The following is a 20,537-nucleotide window of genomic DNA, read 5'->3' on the forward strand; positions in this document are numbered from 1 at the left end:
CAATGATTAAAATTCAAGCGGAAGCCAATGTTCCTACAGAACACGGTACTTTCCGAATGATCGCTTTCTCCGAAAACGTAAACGACTGGATGCCTCATATGGCAATTGTTGCAGAAAATACAGATTTCTCAAAACCAGTTAATGTTCGTTTCCACTCAGAATGTATTACCGGAGAAGTTTTCCATTCAAAAAAATGTGAATGTGGCCAGCAATTGGATGCTGCAATGAAATATATCCATGAGAACGGTGGAATTATCATCTACCTTCGCCAGGAAGGAAGAAACATCGGGATCATCAACAAGCTAAAGGCATACTCCCTACAGGAAAAAGGTTTGGATACTGTACAGGCCAATCTTGAACTGGGACTTCCTGCAGATGATAGAAATTTCAGCGTAGCGATTGAAATCCTTAATCTATTGGATGTAAAAGATATCAATCTTTTGACCAATAATCCTGAAAAGGTAAAATATGTGGTAGACAGCAACATTCACCTTAATGCAAGAGTACCGCTACAGATTCCTGCCAACGAAATAAGCAAAGGATATCTGCAAACAAAAAAAGACTTCTTTGGACATCTTCTTGATGACAATGATAACTAAATAAAACAAAAGCTTCAGAATATTTCTGAAGCTTTTTATTTTTTTGATCTCTTTTTATCTAACCATTTGTGTCCGCATCTAAAAAAAACTAGACTAAACATCTTAATCAGATTCACTCACATACAGATACGTTGAAATTAAATAGCTTGATCCATACTTGAATACCTTTTATATATAAATCAAAAGCCCCAAGATTGCTCTCGGGACTTTTTTAATTATAAAAAACTGAAAAGATATTTCTAAATTATTTAGTCTTGATTTTAGACTCGTCAATATTGTAATATTTAATTACACTCTTATAATCGTTGTAATCTACTGCATTACCTTTAGCCGCTTTTGCTCCACCAGTTCCCGTTCCATTAGCTGGAAGAATAAGAACTCTGAAGTTTTTATTCTGATAGTAAGATGGATTCGCTGTTAAACTGAATGTAGAAGTAGAGTTAATATTAATGGTAGCTCCAAACTTACTGAATTCATAAATATAATCTACAGCATCTTTATTTGCATTACCCACATAATAGGTATATGGAAGAAGTTTCCACAGAGGAGCCCCACCATCAGTTCCGATCTGCATATAAATAAGCACCATATCGGATTGTACTAATGGGCTATTAAAATCATCACTCCATCTGTAAAGATTGTCATTAACCTTCGTAAAACTAACATTTGTTAAATCAAAAGATTGATTTATAGTATCATAGTCCTTTCCCTGTACAACAACATCGTCGTCCTTATCACAGCTATAAGCAGTAAAACCTACAGCACCCAGGAATAAAAAGAGAAGTATTTTTTTCATTTCTTATTAAAGTTTAGTTATTATTTATATTGCGTATTCAAATCATATACCAAAAATTGCAAAAACTTTGTTTTCATCATTTTTTTAATTGTATTTTTGTTCTTATTGAAAAAGTCATGAAGAAATTATTATATACTTCACTCTTTATTGTTGCATTGATAAGTCCTAAGGTTCATGCCCAGTACCAGCCTAAAAATGCTTCTAAGGAAGATTTGAAAAAGGCTCAGCAATGGGTTGAAAAGACCTACAAAAATCTTTCTCAGGATGAAAAGTTAGGACAGCTTTTTATTATTGCACTTTATACCAATAAAGGAGAAGACTATATCAGCCAGGTAAGAAATATTGTTGCGAATGATAAAATAGGAGGTTTGATTTTAATGCAGGATGATGCAGCAAGAGAAATCAATCTGGTAAATGAGTTTCAGCAAAAATCTAAAATCCCTTTGATGATCGGTATGGATGCGGAATGGGGACTATACCAAAGAATTGCAACCGCTCATAAATTTCCATGGGCCATGACATTGGGTGCCATCCATGATAAAAACCTTGTCTATCAGATGGCAGCAAAAATTGCGGAAGATTGTCACAGAATGGGTATCAATTGGGATTTTGCTCCTGTAGTGGATGTTAATACCAATCCAAATAACCCTATCATCGGTAACCGAAGCTTTGGTTCTGAAGTGAATAATGTAATCAGCTCTGCCCTATCCTATTCTAACGGGCTTCAGGATAACAATATATTAGCAGCCATTAAACATTTTCCAGGTCACGGAGATACCAGCACAGATTCACACCTTGACCTTCCGGTAGTTTCCCACACTATAGACAGACTGAATACTATAGAACTGGCACCATTCAAAGCGTTGATGAATAAAGGAATCGGCGGAGTAATGGTGGCCCATTTATATGTTCCAAGTTTAGAATCAGGGAAAGGAATTCCTGCATCTGTTTCTAAAAATATCATTACTGGATTACTTAAAGATAAATTAGGCTATAAAGGCTTAATCATTACAGACGCACTCAATATGGGTGCTGTTGCCAATAAATACAAACCGGGTGAACTGGATGCGATGGCATTCAAAGCAGGAAATGATATTATGCTTTTCTCACAAGGTGTTTCTGAAGGTAAAAAATTGATCCAGAAAGCCATTGATAAAAAAGAAATCCCTCAATCCAGAGTAGAAGAAAGTGTAAAAAAGATCTTATTAACCAAATATTTTCTTGGCTTGACTCAATACACTCCAAAAAATCCTGAAAATATCAATACAGACCTGAATAATAATTCTCATACTCAATTAGTACAGAATCTTTATTCTAATGCATTGACATTATTAAAGGATGAAAAGAAATTACTGCCTCTTACAGGAAAACAGATTTATTATGTTCCTCTGGAAGAAGGGCCTTATCAGACTTTTGCCAACCGATTAGGAAACAATGTCATCATTAAAAAAGCGGGCGAAATTAATACTATTCCGGCAGGTTCTACAGTAATTGTAAGTTTCCATAAGGATAACTCAACAGCTTACAAGCCTTACAAAATATCAGAAGAATCAAAAAAAGTGCTTTCTGATCTTACCAAAAATCAAAATGTAATACTGAATGTATTCGGAAGTGCATATGCATTAAAGGATATTGATATTTCAAAAGTTTCAACCGTTCTTGTTTCTTATGAAAACAATGAGGATTCAATGAACGCTGCTGCAGATGCCCTAAACGGCAAAACAAAAATATGGGGGAAACTTCCTGTACTTGTCAATGACCAGTTGAAACCAGGAATGGGTATAGAGCTTAATACAGCTACCTCAACAAACCCTAATAACACAACATCAAAACAACAATAATCTAATGAAAATAGGCATACTTTGCTATCCAACATACGGAGGAAGCGGAATTGTAGCAACAGAATTAGGAATGTCCCTTGCCAATAAAGGATATGAAGTACATTTCATCAGCTCTGCACTTCCTGCAAGATTAGACATCACTAACCCGAATATTTTCTTTCACAGGGTAAATGTTCAGACCTATCCGCTTTTCCAGTATCAGCCTTATGATATTGCATTAAGCTCGATGATCTACAGGGTTGTCAATCTTTATAAACTGGATCTTCTTCATGCACATTATGCCATTCCTTATGCATATGCGGCTTTTACAGCCAAACAAATGCTTCAGGAAGACAATAATGACATTCCACTGGTGACTACGTTGCACGGTACAGATATTACCCTTGTAGGCCAGCATCCAAGTTATAAACATGCTGTAGAATTTTCAATCAATCAGTCTGATGCAATTACTTCGGTTTCTCAAAGTCTGAAAAAAGATACGCTTCAGTTTTTCAACATCAAAAAAGAAATTCAGGTGATTACCAATTTCATTGACAATTCTGAATTTGATGACTGCTCTGAGTGCCAGAGAACACAATTTGCGAATCCTGATGAAAAAATTCTGATCCACGTATCCAATCTTCGTCCTGTAAAACGTGTAGATGAAGTATTACAGATCTTTAAAAATGTAGAGAAGAAGGTTAAATCTAAACTTATCATCATTGGAGAAGGTCCTGATATGGAAAAGGTAAATCAGTTTCTGGAAGAAAATCCGGAGCTTATTTCAAAAATCCGTCTTCTGGGAAAAGTGAATGATCTTTATAAAATCTTACAGCTTTCCGATGTATTTCTTCTGCCTTCGGAGCAGGAAAGTTTCGGTTTGGCGGCTTTGGAAGCAATGGCAGCTTATACCCCGGTTATCAGTTCCAATGCGGGAGGAATTCCTGAAGTAAACATTCAGGGAGAGACCGGATATCTTGCAGAAATAGGAAATGTAGAAGCCATGAGCAACTACACCATCAAATTGTTAAGCAATGATGAACTTTTAGCCAAAATGAAGCAAAATGCGAAAGATCAGGCTATAAAATTCGATTTGAAAAACATTCTTCCTATCTATGAGAAAATGTATAGAACAACCATAGAAAATTTTAATAAGGAGCTGACGAAAGCATAATATTTCTATTATATTTATCGTCATACTTATGACGGAAAAATTACTTCAATATCTTTGGAACTATAAGGTTTTCAAACATTTTGACTTCAAGGATATTGAAGGTAATTCCGTTGAGATCATCCATTTTGGAAAATGGAATACAAATGCCGGCCCTGATTTTCTGGATGCCAAAATCCGAATCAACGGCTTGCTTCTCGCAGGAAATATAGAACTCCACGTCCGTTCCTCGGACTGGATTTTTCACAACCATTCTCAGGATCCCAATTATCAGAATATCATTCTGCATGTCGTTTTTCTACACGATATAGACATTAATGAATTTACAGGAAAGAATGTTCCTACTTTGGAACTGAAGGATTATATTGATGAAAATATAGTCTGGAAATATGAAAAGCTCGTTGACAAAGAAGAGTTTATCACCTGTGAAAATATATTCGATACAGAAAAAATCCCGGTTCATTTTCATGAAGAGAATATTCTGAAAAAACTGGATGAGAAATCTTCAGAACTTGAACAGAGTTTAATTCAATACAAAAATAATTTTGAAGCCGTTTTATTTCACAGCTTTGCTTATTCGTTTGGGTTAAAAGTTAATGCTCATCTTTTCCGGCAGATTGCAGAAAGTGTAGATTACAGCATTATTAATAAAATTCGTCAGAATACTCTTCAGCTTGAAGCTTTGTTGTTTGGAATTTCAGGATGGCTTGATCATCCGGATGACGAACAGATGAAAATCTGGAAGAGAGAATTTGAATTCATCAAAGTCAAGTTTTCTATTTCAGATCTTAAGTTTCATCCTAAATTTTTAAGATTAAGACCTCCTAATTTCCCCACCATCCGTCTCTCTCAATTGGCAGACCTTTACAAACATCAGAATTTATTCTCAAAGATTATGGAAACCCGAAATACAGATCAGCTGTATAGCATTTTCAATTCTATAAAAGCTTCTGAATATTGGGATTCCCATTTCAATTTCGGAAATATCTCAAAAGTACATCCTAAAACATTGAGTAAAGATTTTATTGATATTCTGATTTTAAACACAGTTCTTCCTTTAAAGTATTCTTACCACAGATATCATCGGGAAGAGATTACAGACGAAATCATTGAAATGTACAAAGATATTTCTGCTGAGAAAAATACCGTCATTACAGGATGGAAAAAACTGGGACTTAAAATCACCAATGCTCTCGAAAGCCAAAGTTTGATTTACCATCACACAACCAATTGTGAAGCAAAAAACTGTTTAGCCTGCAGTATCGGATTTAAACTTTTAAAAGAATAATTATCCCCAAACAGATCGCATCATTCAAAAACCTTTATCAAAAAAATTGCTTACCTTGCAGTATTAGGATTCAACTTTTAAATAACAATCTGGAAATGCTGAGTAATATCCGTCATAAAATGGAAAGAGAATGGTTTGGTGTACTGACAAGAATGGGTGCCAAGCTGGGAATTCCTGTATCTAAATTGAGAGTTTTCTTCATTTATTCTACTTTTGCCACAGCCGGTTTTTTCTTTTTGATCTACTTGGGATTGGCATTTATGCTTTGGATTAAAGATATTTTCATCACCAGAAGACCCAGTGTCTTTGATTTATAAATTATGGAATTTTTACCGATTACTTCTGCTGAAGATCATAGAGTTCAGGAAATCTATACTTCTTATACGACCACTTTTCCTGTAGACGAACAAAGAGATAAAGAACAATTTGTGGGTTTATTTTCAAATCCGCGGGTAAAATTCATGTCCGCTGTTCATGAATCAGAAGCTATAGGCTACCTCATTCTTTGGGAGCTGAGTTCTTTTGTTTTTGTAGAACATTTCGAAGTGTTTGAGACCTTCAGAAGTAAAAAACTGGGATCTCATATCATGAATCACTTATCAGAAAGTTATCCGAAGATTATCTTAGAAATTGAGCCTGCTGAATTGAGCGAAGATGCCTCGAGACGGTATTCTTTCTATCAGAGAAATAATTTTAGTCTGATCGATACCACTCATATCCAACCGAGCTATGGTGAAGGGAAAAAGTCCTTGAATTTATGGCTGCTCGCCAATTATACTCCTGAAAATGTAGAGGAGCTTAAAAATGAAATAGGTAATACTGTTTACGCTTAAAATATAAAACGCCGGAATTGTTTTCCGGCGTTTTTTGTTTATATTTTTTAACCACAAAAGGCACAAAAGTTTTAAACACTTAAGTTAGCTTTTCTGAGACATTATTGTAGACTTACTTAAGTGGGCTAAAGTGTTTTAAAATGAATGCTTTTGGAGTTTTGTAAAGTTTATTAGACAACTTTTCTGTTAATTTACTTCATACTCCAACTTGATTGTAATACTGGCTTCTTTTTCTTTGGAAGAAGTATTGAAAGTTCCACCATATGAATAATCTTCGTTGGAATTGGGCGCTGTAATCTGGATCACTCCCATTGTTGCTTTCTTCAGATTTCCCAGTCTGCTTCCTGAATTTTCTGCAATTTTTTCAGCACGTTCCTTAGCATCTTTTGTTGCACTGGCAATCATTTCCTGTTTCACCGTTGCAAGTTTAGTATAAAAATAGGCAGGTGAAGAGGAGGTGAATTCAATTCCGCGGTTGATAATTTCGGTAATATTTCTGGATAAGTTTTCTATTTTGCTGACTTCTTTACTTTCAATGGATACTTTTTGGGTAAGATTGTAACCAGAAAATTCTCCCTGTACATAATTCCCGTTTGAATCATTATAGCTTCTGAACTGCTTTTGAATATCTACCGATGAAAATACAATCTCCTTCTGCTGTATTCCTTTTGAAAGCAAATAATCGTTGATTACTTTTCTGTCTGTTGCCAGTTCATCATAAGCAGATTTCAGATCTACATTGTTTTTGGAAAAACTTCCGGACCAGGTGATCAGATCTGAAGTAAATTGTTTTGTTCCAAGTCCTGTTATAGAAATTGTATTTTCAGATTTATTTCTGTTTTTAATGGCATTTCCTAAAAGCCCGAGTCCAATTACAAAACCTAGTGCTGCGATGGCTACTGCAAAAATGTTTTTATTCATAAAATTTGTGAATTTCGTTGTTGTTACAAGAAGATTGTATCAATTTCTATTCCATTATTTTAAGATTTCTTTAACATTTTAAGAACAGAAATCTGAAGGCATATAGAACTACTTTTGCTGCTGTTTCAATCTTTCAAGAAAAAGAGGTGCTGTTTCTTCTAACCTTAGCATGACACCGGAAAGGTTTCTTGCTTTCACATAAGTTCGTACCTGCGGTTTCGCCAAAAATGAAAACTGAATAAATTCTGAAATTCTATCAGCCGGAATTCCTGCTTTCACAAAGTAATCATCATCTATCCTGTTCCGAACCCAGGCAATATGTTCCTGGAGATCATCATATTTATATTGTCTTTTCTGCCTTCTCGCTTTACCGCTTATCAGATCATATACTCCCTGAACATTCAGGTTTCCCAGAAGTATGGGTAAAAGAACACTTTTCACTTCTGCCGGCTTCTCTCTCATTTTACCCACCGGCTGCGGAAGACCTACAGCATCTCTTACCTGTTCTCCTTTGTCTACTTTTGCCACAATTCGGGAATCTACGTTCAAATCTCCGGTGAGTTTCTTAACGATCTTCACTTCCCCTACATCTCTCGGAATCTGATAAAGGGTAATAAACAGCGGTGAATTGATACCATTGGTAAGAACTCTTCTGGATGTCCTGTTGAAATCTTCTTTTACAAATCTCAACTCATCATTAGGATTGGCATCAATAGAAAAAATCCCCTGTGCATCAGAATACACTTTTTTGTCGGTAGACATATTAATAACGATCACTCTACTTAAGTCCTCACCATTGTCATCTACTATTCGTCCTGTCACGGTCTGCTGAGAAAAAATGAAAGTACTGCACAGCATCATAAGGAAAAGAAAAATTTTTCTCTGCCTCAATGCTTCGATATTTTTAATGAAATAATTCAATTTTTATAAAAGTTATTCTTGAGTTCCTTCTAGTTTATTCGTTTTACTGTATTCTGCGAATGCTACTTTAAGCTCATATTCTACATCATTTATCTGAAAATCTTTCCTAAATCTTTTTGCTAGTGAACGTGTTTTCTCTGCATAGAGAAGAAAACTATCAATCTGCTCTTCATCCATCCCATATTTTTTCAGGAAACTCAAATTGATCTGATTTTTTACTCTCTTAAGAAAATCTTGAGTTTCATTGTAATTGGCCTTGGTAATTTTAGGTTTTGTTGCTTTCTTTACCAAACCAGCTACAGCACTCAACACCCCTAGCACATTTACCTGTCCTGCATTAAAATCATGCCCTGTAAAAGTTTTTGATATGGTATTATTTGGCAGAGCCTGAATAAGGGGACTCTTCATATAACTCTCAAGGTCTGACTTTAATGACTGAATTTTTCGGGATTCATTCAAACGCTGATTATCTTTAGCCAAATTTCCTGTAGGTTTGTATGTTATTTTTACCTCAGGAATCTGGATCTCCATTTTCTTCAGAATGATATTCAACGGAGCATTCATATCTTCTCCGGTAATTTTCCTATCAACGCGGTAATAACCTTCTTTTACAAATCTTATCTCATCATTTTCTTTTGCTTCGATCTCAAATCTTCCGGACATATCACTTAACATGCTTTTGCTGTTTGAGATATTAACAACCAACACAGGAGTTAAATCCAGTTCATTTCCTGTAATGACTTTTCCAGATATTTTTTGCTGCCCCCATAATCCTGAAGCGATACAAAAAAGCACAAGAAATAAACATCTTTCGATACATCTCATCTCCATTACTTTTGAGTTTGTGGAGTACGGTAGGTTGAAATTCTTGTCAAGACAAAACGTTGAAACCTGTACAGATCCGCATCACTGCAGAATCCATACTTCAGGATTTTTTTTCTTTCAAAACCGCCTGCAAAAACGTAATAAATAAAATGGTCTATCAGAGGTTTTTCTATTTTAAGATGGGTAAAATACTCATCTCCAAGACTCGCTCTGATGTATTTCATCAAATCTACATCATCCCATTTATCCTTTACTTTCCCAATAGAAAATCCTTGCCCTTTCGGCTGTACAAATTCTCCGGGCCTTGCCGCCAATATTCTTGGATCTGATTTCTGAGCAATATACTGATCAATATCTTTAATCAGTTTTTCTACTTTCTTAGGCTTATTGTAAAGTTTTGAGTCTATTTTTAAGTTTCCGGTAAGGCCTTGCTTCACTTCAACTTCAGGAATCTGAATAGTTTGCCGTACAAGACTTACATTCATAGGAGACTGGGTATTTTCCTGAGAAACTTTTCTTGCCAAACGCTCATATCCTGCTTTTATAAAGCGTAATTCATCTCCTTCTCTTCCGGAAATCATAAAATGCCCATCCCTATTTGAGACTACGATTTCGTCTGTTCTGATATTGATTACATTGACATCCTGCATTTCAGCACCGTCTTCGGAAGTAATCTTACCAAATATATAACTTTGAGCATGGGTTTGAATAAAAAAGATAAAGGATAAGAAAAAGAATAGTTTAAGTTTCACAGGCTATTTTTTATAAAGCAAAGCTAAAATTATTTTTAAATTCTACCATAAGTTTAACCACAGTTAACGCGTTTTAATATTTCTTTTTGATTTTTGCCTTGTAAACTGTTAAATAGGCCGATTAAATTGTTAAAGTTTCTTTCAAATTTTAGCTAACTTGCAGTCTCAATCCTCTTTTAACAATGCAAAATTCTTACACAGTCATCAATGCTTCTGCCGGATCAGGGAAAACATATGCCCTGGTACAAAGGCTTCTGATGATCTGTCTCCGCTACCCTAATCAACAACAGTCAATCAGGAATATTCTCGCACTGACTTTCACCAATAAGGCAGCCAACGAGATGAAGGAAAGAATTTTATCCTGGCTGGGAAATTTCTCAGCAAAAGAGTATGCCGAGAATACAGATCTGAAAAATATCCAGAAAGCATTTGAAGAGCAAGGTTTAAAAATAACGATCGATGATCTTCATGAGCGTTCTAAAAGGTTATTGGACTATGTTCTCCACAATTATTCCACACTGAATATCGGAACGATTGACCGTTTTAATTCAAGACTGGTAAGAAGTTTCTCTTACGAATTGGGACTTGCTAAAAATTTTAATCTTGAAATTGAAGCCGAACCTTTTCTGATAGAAGCTGTTGATAAAATGCTGGACCAGATTGGTGAAAATGATACGATCTCCAATTCTTTCATGGATTATGTAGACTACAGTCTTGAAAATAATGAAAGAATCAATCTTAATAAAAACCTTTATGATTCGGCAAAAGAATTCGTGAAGGATATTCATTATGAACATCTGAAAAGTAATAAGAGTTTTGATGATGCCAATTATGAAGATATAAAGAATACACTTCGTAAAGAAATTGTTTTAAATAAAAAAACTTCTGCAGAGCTGGCTGCCAGTTCTATTGAATTGTTCAAATCGAGAAATATAGAGATTGAAGATTTTGCCCAGGGAAAAAACGGAATCGGAGGTTTCTTTACTAAAGTGACCGATTTTTATCAACAAAAAAGACCTGGATTCCCCTTTCCCACCACTCAGGAAGAATCTGTTATCAACAATTACAGGAAAGGAGCTTCTTCAAAGTCAAAGCATAAAGAGTCTGAGATCTTTGAAATCCTTGATGCACTTCTGGACAACAGGATGAAACTTATCCTTCTGTACATTGAAACGCAAAAGAAAGAGAAAATTTTATCTGCTCTTCTTCCTTTAAAGGTTAATAAAGATATTCAGGACGAGCTTCAAAAAATTGAGGAGGAAAATGATCTTGTTCTTCTTTCCAAATTTAATATCCTGATCAATGAAAACCTCAGAAATGAGCCTTCAGCTTTTATCTATGAAAAAGTTGGGTCTCAGTTTCAACATTACTTCTTTGATGAATTTCAGGATACTTCAGAGCTACAGTGGCAAAATTTTGTTCCTCTGAGGGATCACAGCGTTTCTACAGAATATACTTCATTTACTCTGGTTGGCGATCCCAAGCAGAGTATTTACCGATTCCGTGGTGGAGAAAGTAAACTGATGCTGGACATTATCAACAAAAAAGAATTTTCACCAAAGGAAGCGGATCTTTTGGTCTTAAAGGATAACTGGAGAAGTGCCAGAAATATTGTACAGTTCAATAACGAACTGTATCGATATCATTCTGAAGGTCTGCTGGAAGAGCATAAGAATATTTTTGGGGCAGATGCTGAGCAAAGTCCAAAATCAAAGATTGATGGGCGTGTAAAGGTTAATCTGATCGAAAACCTTACGAATGAAGAGTTTTACAATGATACTTCGGAAAGAATGCGGAAAGATATTCAGGAGTGCCTTAATAATGGTTTTAAGTTTTCTGATATCACCATCCTTTGCCGTGGGAATTTTGATATTTTCAGCTATTCTCAAAAACTGGGAAATTTAAAAGTCAATTATCATGGTGAGGAAACCAATATTAAAACGATTTCTGATAAGGGTCTTACGCTTGAACTTTCTAATACGTTAAAAGCGGTTATTGAGTTTCTACGATGGGAACTCAATCCTAAAAATAAACCTTGTCTGATCATGATGATGTATCATCTGAATACAGTGGGGAAAATTACTATGCCAGATTTCACCTTAGAAATGAAAGAAATTCTGGATATTGAAGGTCATGAAGAAATACTTCAGTTTATTCAGCAGAAATATTCGCTGCGGCTTAAGCAGGATAATTTCCCGAGATTCAATCTGTATAATTTTATTGAATATTACATCAATGAATTCTCTGTTGAGAACAAGGAAACCGACTTTCTGATGAACTTCCTGGAGATGCTTTTTAATTTTACACAAAATGCAGGCGCCAGTACCAAAGAGTTTCTGAAATATTGGGATGAAGAGGCTTCTTCATATACTATTCAGGCTTCGGAAAACATTGATGCTATTCAGATCATGACGATTCACAAGTCTAAAGGACTGGAGTTTCCTATTGTTTTCATCCCTATGATGAACAAAAACCGGGATAGTGAATTTACCAACTGGTTTGATACCAATGAAAACGAAGCTTTAAAATCAGTCAACATCAACCAGTTCAGTAAAAATCTGGAAGCTTATGATGATGAAATTCTGTTTTTCAACACTAAAAATGCTTATAAAAACCTGATTGACAGATTGTGTCTGCAGTATGTTGCTACCACAAGGCCTGTTGAGCAGCTGTTCTTCTATCTTCAAAAAGCCAATAAGACGTCTAATAATCTTGAGCTTTTGGAATTTCTTCAGACAAAAAATTCAGAACAGGCTGATGAGTTTGACGTGTATGAAGTAAATCCTGAAATGCTGAAGAAACATTCTAAGGATAAAAGCTCACCTTTTAAAACCCAGAATATACAGAATCTGAAGAACGTTAATGAAAAGAGTACTTCTATCAAGATTGCCACACCGTCTAAAAATTACCAGGTGCGAAATGAAAAGGTAAGAATCGGGCTTTTCGTACATGAACTTTTATCGAAGATCAATACTGAAAAGGATATTACAAAGGTCCTTGAAGGATATGCGCTGGAAGGTCAGATTACGCTGGAGGAAAAAAATGAAATACAAATTACACTACAGGAAATCGTCCGAACCTACGCAGAATTCTTTGATGAGAAGTGGGAAGTGATCAACGAAAAAGACATTATGATCTCTGAAAATGGGGAAAGTCATATATTCAGGCCTGACCGTATTTTAAAGGGTGAAGAGGGATATATCATTGTTGATTTCAAGACGGGTGAACAGAAAACCAAGGATCAAGCACAGGTAGAAGGGTATAAAAATATTCTTGAACGTCTGGGTAAAAAAGTTCTTAAAACTCAGATTATTTATCTATAATATTTTCAATTACAACATTTTCAAAAGGTTACTATTAAAAAATGTTTTAAATATAAAAGGTTTTATTATTTTTATTAACGATGAATACTGTCTGATCAGTTATTTGTTTTGATCACTAATACCATGAAAATATATTTAATATCCTTTGTTATAAGTCTTTTGATTACGTCGGTTTCTACAGTGGTTACCTATCATATTATAGATGGTTTTGACCCGCCTGCCACAGAGGATGGACGTCAGTATATGCCGGCTGAAAATATTGTAAAATCTTTGTTTCTGAGTTTTGTATTAGGAGCATTTGTTTTTATTACCTCTGTCAAAATACAAAGAAAGAAACAGAAAAAGTAACCTTCTCTATTACACTACAAATTTTAATTGAAATAATAGATATTCAGTGTTGGCTGAAGCCAGGAGTATTTTTTATTGAAAATAAAAACCGCTATTCCAAAAGGAGAGCGGCTTTATATTTTGAAAAGAATTTTCAATCTTAAACTGTTGGAGTCGGAGTAAATACTCTTTGAGACAATTCCTGATCAAAAAGGTATAATGCTGATGGATTATCGCATACCATTTTGATTTTTGTTACATACTGAGAAGCGCTTGCTTCTTCTTCTACCTGCTCGTTGATAAACCACTGCATGAATGATGTTGTTGCAAAATCTCCTTCTTCGTTAGCATTTTTTACAATATTGAAAATACTTTTAGTTACGATTTTCTCATGAGCCAATGCTTTCTCAAAAATATCCGTTGCGCTTTCGAACTCATGTGGAGGTTTTGGAATTTCTCCGATGATAATTTCCCCACCTACGTCATTCAAATAATCAAACATTTTATCAGCATGCATCAATTCTTCTTTGCTTTGTACTCTGAAATAGTTGGCAATTCCATCCAAATCTTTTCCGGAAAACCAAGCAGACATTGACAGATAATATTGAGCGGCATATTGTTCGTGGGCAATTTGTTCGTTAATTAATTTTGCAATTTTTTCGCTAACCATAAGTATTAAATTTATAGTCAAAAATAAGGAATAAAAGCCCGAAATCAAAAGTTTTAAAGAAAATTAATACAAAAAGGATGGAAAAGCATCCATCCTTAATACATTAAAAAATTAAAATTACAGGCTGTTATTTTACTTCAGCAGTCCCTGTGTTCATCGGCTTTTTCATCATCCTTCTTTCTTTCATAGCCATCTTCATTTTCTCTGCTTTTGCATTTCTATCAGCCTGCCATTTATCATATTGATCCGGGGTAAGAATCTTCTTCATATCCGCATCCATTTGTGCTCTCTTGGCCATCATCTCCTGCATTTTGGTTTGTCTGTCTACTTTATTTTTTTCGAACTCTGACTTCATTTCAGCTTTTCTTTTGTCCTGAAGTCCTTTAATCTGAGCTACCTGAGACTGATTAAGATTAAGATCTTTTTGCATCTGGTCTAAACGCTCCTGTTGCTTTTGCTCCATTCTCTGCTTCATTTCAGCGCCTCTTGCCTGTCTGTCCTGTGGAGTTGTATTGGTCTGCTGTGCCATTGCAAAACTTCCCATTCCGATAAATGCTATTGCTAAAACTAATTTTTTCATCTTTTTTAAAATTTAATTAATTGTTATTTTGTTAGTATACCTTTTTGATTATGAATTAAAACATAAGTTAAATTGATAAATTAATAAATAATGTTAAATTTTAATAAAAATAAACTAAAGAATAATAAAAAAAAGGGCAGATTATAAAAACCTACCCTTCACACCACTTAAATATAATATATGAAAATTAATTCCTTACTAAACTGCCTCTAAAACCACCGCCACTATTACGGTTTTCTTGTCTTGGAGCTGAGTTTTCAGATTTTTGTCTGAAACCACCGCCATTACTATTTCTGAAGCCGCCATTATCTTCTCTTTTGGGAGCTTCTCTTCTTACCTCATTGTTTCCTCTGAAACCACCTCCATTGCTATTTCTAAAGCCTCCGTTATTATCCGAGTTCCCTCTGGTTCCCCCATTATCAGAATTTCCTCTGAAGCCACCTCCATTATTATCTCTGAAGCCGGAATTATCACGAGTTCCATTATTACCACGGAAACCTCCTGAATTACCATTGGTTCTTGTATTTTTGAAACCGTTGTCGGCTCTGCTGTCTCTTCTGATCACATCAAAAGTAGGGTTATCCATTCTGCGGAGTCTTGATCTGTCTACCCTGTAAATATTGATATTGATATTTCTATATCTTGGCATTACAGTATATCTCGGTCCATAATATGTTCTTCTGTAATTCTGGAAATAGATGATCGGGCTTGAACCTCTGTAATAGTTATTTTGAAAAACAACAAATGTTCTGGGTCCTAAAATTCTTTCCATCGCATAAAACCTATCGTAATACCATCTGTCCGGATTATATCTGTAGAAATTATTCCACGTTGTAAAACTTGCGTACAGATTATTGAGTCTCATGATCTGATCTACCTGCCAACGGCTTAGTCTGTTTTGTACAAAAAATCCGTTCCAGTCGATATTGATAATACTATTTCTATAATCGTTATAATAGCTCTGATAATAATCAGTTGGATAATAATCCTGAGGATAATTGTAATAATAGTCATCAGGGAAATAATTTTTGTCATCTTCATCGCTATAATAGCCTTCTCCATTCTGATAATAACCGTCATCACCCCAACCATTATTCGGATATTGCTGAGCCGACGTCAAAACGCCTACCCCAAAAGCTAATCCCAAAAGTATTTTTTTCATCTCTATAGTCGTTAATTGGTTAATATATAACAGAATATCTTAATTCTATCTTTTGGATACAAATAAAAAAAAGAAGTTAAATCATTAGATCAAACTTCTTTTAAAATATTATTAACTAATTGATAATCAAGTGTTAAATTTACACTCTTCCACTGTCTTTTATCCAATGGGCTATCTTTTTATTGAAAGATTCCTTACTTTTCAGGTCTTCCAGTTTTATATGCATCCTGTAGCGCCAATAATGAGGGAAAACTGCAGGATTATTGATCCTTTCATTATCTATTTTTTTATTGGAAAGCTCCGGATCTGTCGCAAGGAATTCCTGGATTGGGAAAATAGCCAGCATTGCATCGTTATATAAATGCTGCTTCATAATAATCTCTGCAAGATGAGGATTAAGATCCGCAGGTGCTTTTCCGTACTGTACCAGCTGTTGATTGAAATATCTTTGTGTAAGTGCAGGATCTTCTTTCCACCACTGCCTCAAAGTTGAACTGTCGTGCGAAGAAGCTGTAACCACATTCATATAGCTTGCATTCTTAGGATTATAGAACGGAATATTTTCAGAAGGCATTCGCTGTACCTTCAGAGCTATAATTGCTAATTCGTCCATGACCTCCGGTACACAGGCAGGAACCATTCCCAGGTCCTCTCCACAGATCAGCATTTTGGTAGCATTCAGGATTACCGGAAGTTTTTCCATGGCTTTTTCAAACCATAAATGATCCTGTCTTCTGAAGAAATAGTCGTGGTACAGGTCATAAATACTTTTCTGTTCAGACTCCGGAAGATATTTATAAGATTCTGTGTTGTACACATTAAATCTCGGATGATAAACCGTCTTCCCATTTCTTTCCTCTGTCAAAAACAAAACATTGGCACATAAGGAAACTAATAGTTCTTCAAGCTGACCGTATGATTTTTTCTTAAAGAAATTAACCAGTTTTCTCTGGGTATCAAATTCTTCTTTAAATGAAAAAGTTCCATCATCGTTGCGGTTCATAAACTCAAGAGCTTTCTCACTGTCTTTTCCAAAATGATCCCATAAGATCTTATTATTGATAAAAGGCTTACAATACCTTTCAAAATTGAATGGAATCTGCCAAGCTTTAAATTCCTCCGCTACAATGGGAACAGCCGGATAAAAGTATCCCAAAATTCCTTGTACAGCAGAAATAGGCATTCTCCATATTCTGAAGAACCCTAAAATATGATCAATCCTCATAGCATCAAAATACTGCTCCAATGCTTTGAACCTGTTTATCCACCATCTGTAGCCGTCTTCCTTCATGGCTTCCCAATTGTAGGTAGGGAATTCCCAGTTTTGTCCCAATTCTGTAAACTGATCTGGTGGGGCTCCGGCCTGGAAATCCATTCCAAATAATTCAGGCTCTGTCCAAGCTTCCACAGAGTGTCTGTAAATTCCGATCGGAAGATCTCCCTTCAACGAAATTCCCAGGTTATGAGTATAATCAACAGCATCTTTCAGCTGTACATGTAATTGATATTGTACCCAGGCATGAAGCATTGAGATATCATAATCTTTATTTTTCGTTGTAAAGAACTGTGATATTTTTCCTGCAATATATTTTTTATGAGTCTTCCAATCATTGAAATTGGGCGTTTTATATTTGTCCCTCAATACACAGAATGCTGAGTAAGGAACAAGCCAATGTTCATTATCTTTAATAAACTTTTTAAAGTTTCTGTCTTTATAGATTTTATCTTTTTCCGTATTGAAAACTGCTCTCAGATACTTCCACTTACTTGCGATCATTTTTTCATAATCAACCAGATCTAAAGCGTTTAAAGTTTCTTTTTCAGACAAATACTCATCAACTAGTTCTTTAGGTAAATAATAATCAAGTTTTTCTATGGAGATATATTGTGGATGTAAAGCATACACAGACACTGCCGCATAAGGGTAAGAATCTGTCCATGAATAATTGGCTGTTGTATCATTTATCGGAAGGATCTGAATAATACCTAGGTTCGTTTCTTTCGTCCAATCTGCTAATTTTTTAATATCTGCAAACTCGCCTACTCCGAATCCGTCTTCGCTTCTCAAAGAAAATACAGGTACAGCAACACCGGCGTCATGATACATCTGATATCCTTTAAATCTAAAATAATGATTAGAAACAATCTGCAGGACATCCGTTAATGGATTAGCAACCGTAAATCTGTTTTCTCCGGTTTCTACATCAATAACTCTATTTTCTTTGGTGTCGTAAAGACAGTATTTAAACTGGATAAATTCATTTTCAGGAATTTCAACAGAAGCTTCCCACATTCCAAAATCGGTCTGATTCAAATGAATGACTTTTCCATAATCCCAATTTCCTAAAGATGCAGTACTTCCAAACAGTACGACTCTCCAGTCCGGATTATAAATAGGAGCTTCTATTCTGAATAAATGCGTGTGTTTTTTTAAAACGGTTGTCTTTTCAGGAACAAAATCATACAGCTTATTGTAAAGGATTTTATTGTTTAAATAATTCTCGGGAAAATTTTTATTATTCCATTCGTCAACAATAATAAACTCCTTATAATTATGTGGAAAACTAAGATGATGCGGAACAAACTCTTCTCTTAGTACATTTCCTTTTTCATCTACAACCCGATATTGATAAGAAACGGATTTTGAGAAATTATCTACCTCACATTTCCATAATCCATTCTCTGCATAAAACATAGTATGGATATGTACTGCAGCCCCATCTTCTCCAATTACCAACTGTAAATGTTCTCCGGCCTTTACAATATATCCTACATTAAAGTATAGTTTCATCAATATTTTTTTATAAAAATACATTTTAATATCGAAAAATAAAACTTATTGAATATCAAATAATCATTAAAAAACCTTCTCAAAATGATTTGAGAAGGTCTTTATATACTGAATGTATTTTCAATTATTTTGTTACAAGAATCTTCTTATTGAGTATTACTTTACCAGATTCATCAACGATATTTACAATATAAGCACCGCTTATCAATCCTTTAAGATAAACCTTCTGATCAGACGAACTCTCTTTTATAGACAAATTCTCAGTCATTACATTCTTACCTGACATATCAAAAATATTCAACTTGATATTGCCTTTGATATTATTATTTACGTGAACATTGATAAAATGTTCATCCACTTTAGTAGGATAAATATCCAGATTTGTCAGTGTATTGATTGCAGAAGTTTTATCATTTGCAAAGTACTTACTTGCCAAATCATAAATATGAAGTCCCTGCTCTCCAGGGATCTGCTTACCTTGTAAAGTCAGCAAATCTACTTCATACAGAGCAGCACCTTTTGCACTTGCTATTACTACTTTTCCCTGACTGTTTACAGCAGCTCCATTTACAGAATAGTTATCTGGAATACCTGCAATTTTACCAACAAATTTTGCCTTTAGATCCTTTGTCAGGACTTTGAAAACATTCCCTGAGGCAGCAAAAATATAGAAGTTATTCTCAGCATCAGCGATCATATCTCCCCCAAAACCAGTTTCCATAGCAGTAAATGAATTTCTACCGTTAGAAGCATCATCTTTGATAATTCCAAGATCATTTACTATATACTGTCCACTTTTCTTACTGATTTCCAAAAATTGTGTCCCTGCGTTATTGACAGCATAAATATTTCCATTATATCCTGTTGCCATCCTTGTAATATGAGAATTGATATCACAGGATGTTACCCTTGCAACATTATTCTCAACCAATGTAATCTCTTTAGTATGAGGATTTAAAACATAGATATTAGAAGAAAACATAGGCATATATACAAGGCTGTTATTAGATGAATCATAAGCCAGCGCTGCTAAAGTTACCGCCTGAGAATTGCTGTAAGAATTTCTATCTTCAGCTACACTCCCTCTTCTGGTTTGTGAAAATACTTTTGCAGAAGAGTCAGTGGTGAAAATTTTGTCTCCTGAAGTTCCATTTATAGCATCAATGGTACGGAAATCATTGAAATTAATACTTTGAGTCTCTTTTCCTGTTATTGCATAAATATCTTGCTGTGCTTGTGCATTCACACCTAATAGCAGTAAAAACAAAGGGAATAAATGTTTTTTCATGTTATATATTTTTAGATTCGTAATTATTTTAACTTTACTAAGTTACACAATTTTCAAATTAAAAAACAAGAAATCCCCACTATTTGAATAAAGCAGAGTAAAACAGGATTGTATAAGGAAATAGTTTCATTGAACAGCTCGTGCTATTTCAGGAGCTTCATCCCGCTATCCATTCATACTCCTCACGCCAGCGCGCACCTACACTCAAACTCCATCCACTCTCCAACTCAAGCTGCGGGGTAACCATTACTATCGGGGCTAAAAGGAAGAAAATTATGAATTATAAGTTATGAATTATGAGATCCGAGGTTCGGGTTCGCGTTTCGAGATCCGAGGTTCGGGGTTCGGGATGCGATTGATCAGCTTTGATAATTCTCCATTTATGATATTCAATAGGAGCGGGCTATAATCCTGAGCTTAGTCGAAGGGATCCCATTCTGGTCAAAAACTCCATTTCCATCTGGCTTTAG

The 20,537-nt window shown here is 35.0% G+C and carries 18 protein-coding genes; 8 read left to right on the forward strand and 10 right to left on the reverse strand.

The window, feature by feature from the left end; all coding sequences use genetic code 11:
- The first annotated feature begins 2 nt into the window (after window positions 1–2).
- On the forward strand, window positions 3–599 hold the full coding sequence (ribA, locus tag C1634_RS24090; protein ID WP_103234785.1) for a GTP cyclohydrolase II: 597 nt from the start codon (window positions 3–5) through the stop codon (window positions 597–599).
- Window positions 600–843: 244 nt separating this feature from the next.
- Here the strand turns inward: ribA and C1634_RS24095 are convergent, their stop codons facing one another.
- The gene (locus C1634_RS24095) at window positions 844–1,395 is read right to left on the reverse strand and encodes a hypothetical protein (RefSeq protein WP_103234786.1); all 552 of its coding nucleotides are present in this window, start codon (window positions 1,393–1,395) and stop codon (window positions 844–846) included.
- 116 nt (window positions 1,396–1,511) lie between these two features.
- Between C1634_RS24095 and C1634_RS24100 the strand changes: the two genes are divergently transcribed.
- The 5 genes from C1634_RS24100 (at window position 1,512) to C1634_RS24120 (ending at window position 6,507) form a co-directional block, all read left to right on the forward strand.
- Window positions 1,512–3,236, forward strand: a complete 1,725-nt coding sequence (locus C1634_RS24100) for a glycoside hydrolase family 3 protein (protein WP_103234787.1) — start codon at window positions 1,512–1,514, stop codon at window positions 3,234–3,236.
- 4 nt (window positions 3,237–3,240) lie between these two features.
- Complete coding sequence (gene bshA / locus C1634_RS24105; protein ID WP_109739277.1) at window positions 3,241–4,389, forward strand: N-acetyl-alpha-D-glucosaminyl L-malate synthase BshA; 1,149 nt, start codon at window positions 3,241–3,243, stop codon at window positions 4,387–4,389.
- Window positions 4,390–4,417: 28 nt separating this feature from the next.
- Complete coding sequence (locus C1634_RS24110) at window positions 4,418–5,674, forward strand: DUF2851 family protein (protein WP_109739278.1); 1,257 nt, start codon at window positions 4,418–4,420, stop codon at window positions 5,672–5,674.
- A 95-nt stretch (window positions 5,675–5,769) separates the two neighbouring features.
- Window positions 5,770–5,991, forward strand: coding sequence for a PspC family transcriptional regulator (locus C1634_RS24115; protein WP_103234050.1), 222 nt, complete (start codon window positions 5,770–5,772; stop codon window positions 5,989–5,991).
- A 3-nt stretch (window positions 5,992–5,994) separates the two neighbouring features.
- Window positions 5,995–6,507 carry a GNAT family N-acetyltransferase gene (locus tag C1634_RS24120; protein ID WP_103234049.1) on the forward strand — a complete coding sequence of 171 codons (513 nt, stop codon included), beginning with the start codon at window positions 5,995–5,997 and terminating at the stop codon, window positions 6,505–6,507.
- Window positions 6,508–6,693: 186 nt separating this feature from the next.
- Here the strand turns inward: C1634_RS24120 and C1634_RS24125 are convergent, their stop codons facing one another.
- The 4 genes from C1634_RS24125 to C1634_RS24140 all read right to left on the reverse strand — a co-directional run bounded on the left by C1634_RS24125 (window position 6,694) and on the right by C1634_RS24140 (window position 9,926).
- Window positions 6,694–7,428, reverse strand: a complete 735-nt coding sequence (locus tag C1634_RS24125; RefSeq protein WP_103234048.1) for an SIMPL domain-containing protein — start codon at window positions 7,426–7,428, stop codon at window positions 6,694–6,696.
- Between the two features lie 108 nt (window positions 7,429–7,536).
- Window positions 7,537–8,349, reverse strand: a complete 813-nt coding sequence (locus tag C1634_RS24130; RefSeq protein WP_228410151.1) for a carboxypeptidase-like regulatory domain-containing protein — start codon at window positions 8,347–8,349, stop codon at window positions 7,537–7,539.
- A 12-nt stretch (window positions 8,350–8,361) separates the two neighbouring features.
- Window positions 8,362–9,174, reverse strand: a complete 813-nt coding sequence (locus C1634_RS24135) for a hypothetical protein (RefSeq protein ID WP_103234052.1) — start codon at window positions 9,172–9,174, stop codon at window positions 8,362–8,364.
- 5 nt (window positions 9,175–9,179) lie between these two features.
- Window positions 9,180–9,926: a hypothetical protein gene (locus tag C1634_RS24140; protein WP_103233940.1), complete on the reverse strand. Its 747-nt coding sequence runs from the start codon at window positions 9,924–9,926 to the stop codon at window positions 9,180–9,182.
- A gap of 182 nt (window positions 9,927–10,108) precedes the next feature.
- Here C1634_RS24140 and C1634_RS24145 point away from each other — a divergent pair, with 182 nt between their 5' ends.
- A complete protein-coding gene (locus C1634_RS24145; protein ID WP_109739279.1) occupies window positions 10,109–13,249 on the forward strand; it encodes a UvrD-helicase domain-containing protein in 3,141 nt (1,046 codons plus the stop codon).
- 123 nt (window positions 13,250–13,372) lie between these two features.
- The gene (locus C1634_RS24150; RefSeq protein WP_103233938.1) at window positions 13,373–13,597 is read left to right on the forward strand and encodes a hypothetical protein; all 225 of its coding nucleotides are present in this window, start codon (window positions 13,373–13,375) and stop codon (window positions 13,595–13,597) included.
- Window positions 13,598–13,736: 139 nt separating this feature from the next.
- Here the strand turns inward: C1634_RS24150 and C1634_RS24155 are convergent, their stop codons facing one another.
- From C1634_RS24155 to C1634_RS24175, 5 genes are all read right to left on the reverse strand, one after another.
- On the reverse strand, window positions 13,737–14,246 hold the full coding sequence (locus tag C1634_RS24155; RefSeq protein ID WP_109739280.1) for a ferritin: 510 nt from the start codon (window positions 14,244–14,246) through the stop codon (window positions 13,737–13,739).
- Between the two features lie 127 nt (window positions 14,247–14,373).
- Window positions 14,374–14,826, reverse strand: coding sequence for a hypothetical protein (locus C1634_RS24160; RefSeq protein WP_103233936.1), 453 nt, complete (start codon window positions 14,824–14,826; stop codon window positions 14,374–14,376).
- A 187-nt stretch (window positions 14,827–15,013) separates the two neighbouring features.
- On the reverse strand, window positions 15,014–15,988 hold the full coding sequence (locus C1634_RS24165) for a hypothetical protein (RefSeq protein ID WP_103233935.1): 975 nt from the start codon (window positions 15,986–15,988) through the stop codon (window positions 15,014–15,016).
- 139 nt (window positions 15,989–16,127) lie between these two features.
- Window positions 16,128–18,779, reverse strand: coding sequence for a 4-alpha-glucanotransferase (locus C1634_RS24170; protein ID WP_109739282.1), 2,652 nt, complete (start codon window positions 18,777–18,779; stop codon window positions 16,128–16,130).
- A 124-nt stretch (window positions 18,780–18,903) separates the two neighbouring features.
- Window positions 18,904–20,067, reverse strand: coding sequence for a T9SS type A sorting domain-containing protein (locus tag C1634_RS24175; protein WP_109739281.1), 1,164 nt, complete (start codon window positions 20,065–20,067; stop codon window positions 18,904–18,906).
- Between the last annotated feature and the right edge of the window lie 470 nt (window positions 20,068–20,537).

This window comes from Chryseobacterium viscerum, assembly GCF_002899945.2.
Taxonomy (GTDB): Bacteria; Bacteroidota; Bacteroidia; order Flavobacteriales; family Weeksellaceae; genus Chryseobacterium; species Chryseobacterium viscerum.